This window comes from Micropruina sp., assembly GCF_027492755.1.
Lineage (GTDB): Bacteria > Actinomycetota > Actinomycetes > Propionibacteriales > Propionibacteriaceae > Micropruina.
Window position 1 is genome coordinate 1 of the sequence record NZ_JAPUED010000202.1, and the last position, 6,454, is coordinate 6,454.

The window sequence follows — 6,454 nt, forward strand, 5'->3', positions numbered from 1 at the left end:
ACCTGGGACGCCGAGAAGGCCTGGGAGTTGCTGCGCGCCAACGTCAACATGGACGCCCAATTCCTCCGGTTCGAACTGAACCGCTACCTGGGCTGGCCGGGTCAGGCGCCCTCGTACAAGATCGGGCAGCGGCTCTGGGAGCAGTTGCGCGCCGAGGCGTCCGCACAGGCCGGGGACGCATTCTCGCTCAAGGACTTCCACAGCCGGGCACTGAACCTCGGTTCACTGCCGCTCAGCGTGCTGCGCGACGCCGTGCTGGACACCGCGAGCTGATTTGTCCTGTGTCGTTGGTTGGCTTGTCGAAACCCCCACCGCGTCCAGCAGGGTCTCGACAAGCTCGACCAACGGAATCGTCGTCCCCTCGAGCCGGTTCTGTGATCGTGGGGGCCGCTGACTGAGATCCCGGGGCAAGCCCGGGATGACGAGCACACCGCACCCGGGATGACGAGCACACCGCACACCGTCATCCCGGCGGACGCCGGGATCAGGGCACCGTCCAACACGACCCGCGTCAGCGGACCAACGGCACCCAGCGGTCACCGTTCTTGTCGCTGACCAGGATTCCCGTGCCGTTCGCGTAGCGGATGGACGGCAGCACCGCATCGGCGATCAGGACGTGGCCGGTGCGGGCGTCCAGGACGTCGCCGCGTCCGTCGCGACGCCAGAGGTAGGCCCAGTCGTTGACGATCGCGATCGATTGGGCCGGCACCGACGACGCCCACAGTTGGGTGCCGTTGGCGAGCGCGTAGCCGGCGACCCCGGCGTTCAGGCAGACCAGCACGTCGGAGGTGGCGGCGCAGGGTGGCTCCGCCTCGCCCAGATCGTCGATCCGGGCGATCTCCAGGCCGAGAGAGGGGTCGAACCAGACCGCCGATGAGGCCATCCCTACGACGATCACATCGGAGGTCTGCGCCAGCAGCGGGCCGAGCGGCGCCGCAGCCTGCCAGCGTTGCTTGCCGTCCCCACGGGCCCGGCCACCGCTGCGGGTGACGACCGTGCCGGCGCTGGCCGCGACGGCCTGCTCATCGACCCGCCACAGCAGTCGCCCGTCGGACACCCTGACCACCGCGGTCTGCCGTCCCGACTCGGGGTCGTCGGCCAGCACCAGGGTGTCGGCATCGGCGGCGAGCACCTTGGGCGGCAGATCCACCGACCACTTCCGGCCAGGGTCGGAGATCAGGTGTTCGGCGAGGACGGTGCCGGTGGCGGCGTCCAGCAGCAACAGGTTGAGTCGCGCGCCGGCGTCGGTGTCGACCGTGCGCACCGCGATCAGCGTCGACTGGTTGGTGCTGAGTCCGAGTTGGGGTCGGGCGTCCCAAGCCTTGCCGGTGGTGAACCCGGCTCGCCACAAGGTGCGCCCGCTGGCCAGGTCGAGGGCGGTGACGGTGCCGTCGTCGGGGATGGTGAAGGCGCGTCCGGCGGAGATCGCCCAATGTCCGGCCGAACCGAGTTGGACGGGGGTGCCGCCGGTCAGGTCGTCGGCCAATGGTGGAGCTGCCGCGGCAGAGGCCGTGGTCGAGGGCGTCGTGGACGGGGTGACGGCGACACCTCCGGCGCACCCGGCGAGCAGCAGCGCGAGGGCCACGACTCCCGCGCGAGCGGACCTGCCTGTCGGCATGGCATCACGGTAGTCCGCGGAGCCCTCCGGCACTGGCGAATGACGAGATCCCGGGTCGAGCCCGGGATGACGATTTCAGCCAGGATGACGACCTCCACCCGGGATGACGACGCCACCCGGGTGACGACCCACCCGTCATCCCGGCGAAGGCCGGGATCTCGAGGCGCCACCGCAGCTGGTTGAGCTTGTCGAAACCACTCGGCCAGCAGGGTCTCGACAAGCTCGACCAACGACAAGCTCGACCAACGACGAGTTCGCGACGGTCAGCGGTTGAGCCAGTCCTCGAACGCCTTGGTGTTGTACGGACGTCCGAGGAAGTCGGCGACCAGTTCGCCGGCATCCTTGCTGCCCCCGGGCGCCAGGACGGCGTCGCGATAGCGGGCGGCTACCTCCGGCCCGAGGAGGTTGTCCGGGTCGAAGGCGCTGAACAGATCCTTCGCGATCACCAGGCTCCACATGTAGGTGTAGTAGCCCGAGGTGTATCCGGCGAGGTGCCCGAACCCGGTGTAGAAGTGGGTCTCGGGCAGCGGCTTCACCAGGCTGTACTCGGCATAGAGCCCGAGCATGCGGGCGGTCGGGTCGGTGGGCCGCTCGAGGTGGAACCGGTAGGCCAAAGCCGCGTAGAACATCTGGGTGCGGGCCAGGAACCCCTTGCCGAACTCTTCGGCGGCCTTCATCTGCGTCACCAGTTCGGCCGGGATCGGGGTGCCGTCGGCATCGGTGGCGAACAGCTGCAGTACGCCGGCGTCCCACGCCCACTCCTCGAGCAGTTGGCTCGGTGCCTCGACGAAGTCCCATTCGGTGGCGACGCCGGAGAACCGCACCCAGCTCTGGTCGCCGCCGAGCAGGTGGTGGATCAGGTGGCCGAACTCGTGGAACAGGGTGACGACGTCGCGGTGCTCCATCAGGCCGTGCGGGAAGTTGCAGACCAGCACCCCTTCGGGCAGTTGCCGATCGCGGACGCCGGCCACCAGGTCGAACTGGGCGGCGTGGTTGTATTTGCGTTCGCGCGGGTGCAGGTCGAGGTAGATCCGGCCGATCCGGCGGCCGTCGTCGAAGCTCACGTCGTAGCTGGTCACGTCAGGATGCCAGGGTCGGGCCTGGTCGGTCGGCACCGAGGTGAATCGGAGTCCGAACAGCTGCCCGGTGATCTGCAGCAGTCCGTCGTGGACCTTGCCGAAGTCGAAGTAGCGGCGCACCTCGTGGGCGTCGACCCCGTACTGCTCCCGCTTGACCAACTCATGGAAATAGCGCCAGTTCGAGACATCGATCTCGCTCTCACCGTCGAGCGCGGCACGCGCGGCGAGGATGCCGATCTCCCGCTCGCCGGCCGGCCCGGCCGCCGCGCTGACCGTGTCGATGAACGCGGCGATGGCGTCACCGGAGCCGATCATCTTCACCTCGGCGTCGTAGTCGGGCCAGTTGGCGTAGCCGAGCAGGGTGGCGAGTTCGTGCCGGGCCTGCAGCAACTCGGCCAGGACGGGATCGTTGATCGGCGAGGCGATGCTGAAGAAGGTGCTCGCGACAACCCTTCGGGCGGCAGCGTCGGTGGAGAAGGTGAGGAAGGGCAGCACGTCGGGGTAGTCGGTGGAGACGCCGACAAGGCCGTCCGCGTCGACCGGATGCGTCTCGACGTAGTCGGCAGGCAGGCCGGCAAGTGCCGACCCCGGCACGCGCGCCTCGAGTCGTCCGTCACGGATGTTGCGGGAGAAGGCCAGGCTGAGTTCAGTGGTCTTCGCTTCGAGCTCTCGGACCCGGTCGCGGACCTCGGCGCCGCGGTCGACGCCCGAACGGTGGAAGTCGCGCAACGACTTGGCGAGCATGCGGCGTCCGTCGTCGTCGAGAGTGGCCGGGTCGACCGAACTGAGCGCGCGATACACGTCGGGGTCGAGATGGAGGTCGGTGGAGTAGCCCTGCACCTCCACCTCGATCTCTTCGGCGCGCTCCATCACGGCGGCTTCGGGGTGCACCGAGGAGAGCAGTCCGGCGACCGATCCGGCGTTGCGCAGAGCGATCGCGGCGTCGTTCCACAGCTGCACGATGCGGAGGTTGCCCGGCTCGGCGCGGACCAGTTCGGCGATGCTCTCGCGGGCGGCCTGCAGTTGGCCGGCGCCCCGCTCGTTGAGCCAGGTGAGCCAGTCGTCGGCGGGGAATTCCAGCGGTTTCAGGGCCATGCCGGGCACACTACGGGCTCGGTCTGACACTGCAAAGAACCCTCACCCGCGAGGGGCGCGGGGCCGTCGTGGAGCGGTTGGCAAATGGGTGCGCGGCGCCAACCGCGGGCCGTGCCGCTCCCGCCAGCGCCGTGTGCCGAGCAGGGCCTGCACCCGATGCCGGTGCGGCCGGTACGGCTCGAGCAGCGCCTCCAGGGCGGCGTCGTCCAGGTCGTGTCCGACCAGGGCGTGACCGATCTCGTTGGGGATGTGGTAATCGCCGAAGCTGACCGCGTCGGCGTCGCCATGGGCTCGGAAACGGATCTCGGCCGACGTCCAGATGCCGATGCCGGGGATCGACCGCAGCCGTTGATCGGCCTCGTCGGAGGGCAGGCCGAGGGTGCGCTCCAGCGCGTCGGCGCGTTGAGCGCAGCGCAGCAGGGTTCGGGAGCGGGCCGGGTCGATGTGCAGTTTGAGCCACTCCCAGGAGGGGATCCGGCGCACCACCTCCGGCCCGGGCGGCACCCACAACCGCAGCGCGGCGCCGGGCCCCGGCGCCCGCTCACCGTAGAAGTGCACCAACCGACGGAAACCGCCGAAGGCCTCCTGCCCGGTGACCTTCTGTTCGATGACGGCCGGTAACAGCGCCTGCCAGACCAGTCCGCCGCGTCCGAGGCGCCAGTGCGGATGCTCGTGAAGGGCCTGGGCGAGTTCCGGGTGACGCGGGCTGAAACCCGCCGGGTCGTCGTCCGCGCCGAGCATGGACGGCAACCGCTCCAGCGCCCAGTCGGCACCCTCGCCCCAAGCCTGGGCCTCGATCACACCGATACTCGTCAGTGGTCGGACGGCCACCGCGGCCGGCCCGATCGGCGTCCGGATGCCGCGCCAGTGCCGTCCGGCCTCGATCCGGTAGGTGGGGTCGCCGGAACCTCTGCGCCAGTGCGCCCAGATCTCCCCCACGGGACACGGCCAAGCCGGACGCCACTCTCGCGTCCGCGCCGCGGCGTCCGTGGTGATCGTCATGGCCCTCCTTGTTCGGAGGCGAGCGTAGCCCGGCGACCTGACAGTTCTCCCGTTCACGTGGCGGACGAATCTGTCAGTGGGCGGCTGCACAATGGTCGGCATGCTGTTGGCCGAACTCGTCGCCACCTCCGCGCAGGTGGCCGCCACCCGGTCGCGGCTGGTCAAGATCGCCGCGCTGGCCGACACGCTGCGTCGTGCCGAGCCGGACGAGATCGAGATCGTCACCAGCTACCTGTCCGGGTCGCTGCGCCAGCGCCGCACGGGGGTGGGTTGGCGCTCGGCCCGCGCCACCGTCCCGGCGGCGACCGGACCGTCCCTGACGGTGACCGAAGTGGACGCGGTCTTCGCCGAGTTGGCCGAACTCTCCGGACCCGGCTCGCAACTGGCCCGGAAGGCTCGGCTCGACGAGTTGATGGGCCGGGCGACCTCCGATGAGCAGCGCTGGCTGGCCGGGTTGATCACCGGCGAGACCCGGCAGGGCGCCCTCGATGGCGTGATGGTCGATGCATTGGTGAGGGCGTCCGAACTGCCGGTGACCGCGGTCCGACGTGCAGTGATGCTGGCCGGCGCCACGCCACCTGTCGCGGTCGCCGCACTCACCGGCGGTGCGGACGCCGTCGCCGCGATCGGGTTGAGGGTCGGCCGCCCGGTGCGGCCGATGCTGGCGGCCAGCGCCAAGTCGGTGGCCGAGGCGATGACGAGCCTGGGCGGTGAGGTTGCCGTCGAGGCCAAACTGGACGGCATCCGCATCCAGGTGCATCGCGACGGCGACGACATCCGGGTCTTCACCCGCAGCCTCGACGACGTCACCGACCGGCTACCCGACGTGGTCGAGGCGGTGGCCGCGCTGCCCGCCCGTCGGCTGATCCTGGACGGCGAGGCGCTCGCTCTGGACGTCGAGGGCCGGCCCCGTCCGTTCCAGGAAACCGCGGCCCGTTCGATGAGCGACGACGCCGCAACACTGCGCGGCCGGACCCCGATGACTCCGTTCTTCTTCGATCTGCTCGCTCTCGACGACGAGGAACTGCTCGACCTGCCCGGACGCGAGCGGGTGGCCCGGCTGACCGAGTTGGTGCCGGAACCGGCGCGGGTGGGCCGCATCGTCACCGACGACCCGGCGGTTGCCGAACAGTTCACCGCCGCGGTGCTGGCCTCCGGCCACGAGGGTGTGGTGCTCAAGGCGCTCGACGCGCCCTATGAGGCCGGACGCCGTGGCTCGTCGTGGGTGAAGGTGAAACCGGTGCACACCCTCGACCTGGTGGTGCTGGCCGTGGAATGGGGTTCCGGACGCCGCCACGGCTGGCTGTCCAACATCCACCTCGGCGCCCGTGACCCGGCCACCGGCGGTTTCGTGATGCTCGGCAAGACGTTCAAGGGCATGACCGACGCCATGCTGACCTGGCAGACCGAGCGCTTCCTCGCGCTCGAGGATCACCGCGACGACTGGACGGTGTATCTGCGGCCCGAGCAGGTGGTCGAGATCGCCTTCGACGGCTTGCAGCGCTCCACCCGCTACCCGGGCGGGCTGGCGCTGCGGTTCGCCCGGGTGCTGCGCTATCGAGACGACAAGTCCGCCGACGAGGCCGACACCATCGAGACGGTGCGTCGGCTCGCCGGCGGATCTGAGGGGCCGGTCAGCAGCGGTTGATGCCGTCGAATC

At 70.0% G+C, this 6,454-nt stretch carries 5 protein-coding genes; 2 read left to right on the forward strand and 3 right to left on the reverse strand.

Annotated features, from left to right (window positions below; genetic code table 11):
* Window positions 1-273 (forward strand): DUF885 family protein (locus tag Q0066_RS13985; RefSeq protein WP_298133924.1); only part of this gene is annotated, 273 nt, incomplete at its 5' end.
* A gap of 238 nt (window positions 274-511) precedes the next feature.
* On the opposite strand, the gene Q0066_RS13990 is transcribed toward Q0066_RS13985, so the two are convergent.
* The 3 genes from Q0066_RS13990 to Q0066_RS14000 all read right to left on the reverse strand — a co-directional run bounded on the left by Q0066_RS13990 (window position 512) and on the right by Q0066_RS14000 (window position 4,794).
* Entirely contained in the window at window positions 512-1,618 is a 1,107-nt protein-coding gene (locus Q0066_RS13990) for a PQQ-binding-like beta-propeller repeat protein (protein WP_298133926.1), read from the reverse strand.
* A 263-nt stretch (window positions 1,619-1,881) separates the two neighbouring features.
* Window positions 1,882-3,792: a M3 family metallopeptidase gene (locus Q0066_RS13995; RefSeq protein WP_298133928.1), complete on the reverse strand. Its 1,911-nt coding sequence runs from the start codon at window positions 3,790-3,792 to the stop codon at window positions 1,882-1,884.
* Between the two features lie 42 nt (window positions 3,793-3,834).
* Window positions 3,835-4,794 carry a DNA-3-methyladenine glycosylase 2 family protein gene (locus Q0066_RS14000; protein ID WP_298133930.1) on the reverse strand — a complete coding sequence of 320 codons (960 nt, stop codon included), beginning with the start codon at window positions 4,792-4,794 and terminating at the stop codon, window positions 3,835-3,837.
* 100 nt (window positions 4,795-4,894) lie between these two features.
* Here Q0066_RS14000 and Q0066_RS14005 point away from each other — a divergent pair, with 100 nt between their 5' ends.
* The gene (locus Q0066_RS14005) at window positions 4,895-6,442 is read left to right on the forward strand and encodes an ATP-dependent DNA ligase (RefSeq protein ID WP_298133932.1); all 1,548 of its coding nucleotides are present in this window, start codon (window positions 4,895-4,897) and stop codon (window positions 6,440-6,442) included.
* Window positions 6,443-6,454 lie beyond the last annotated feature (12 nt).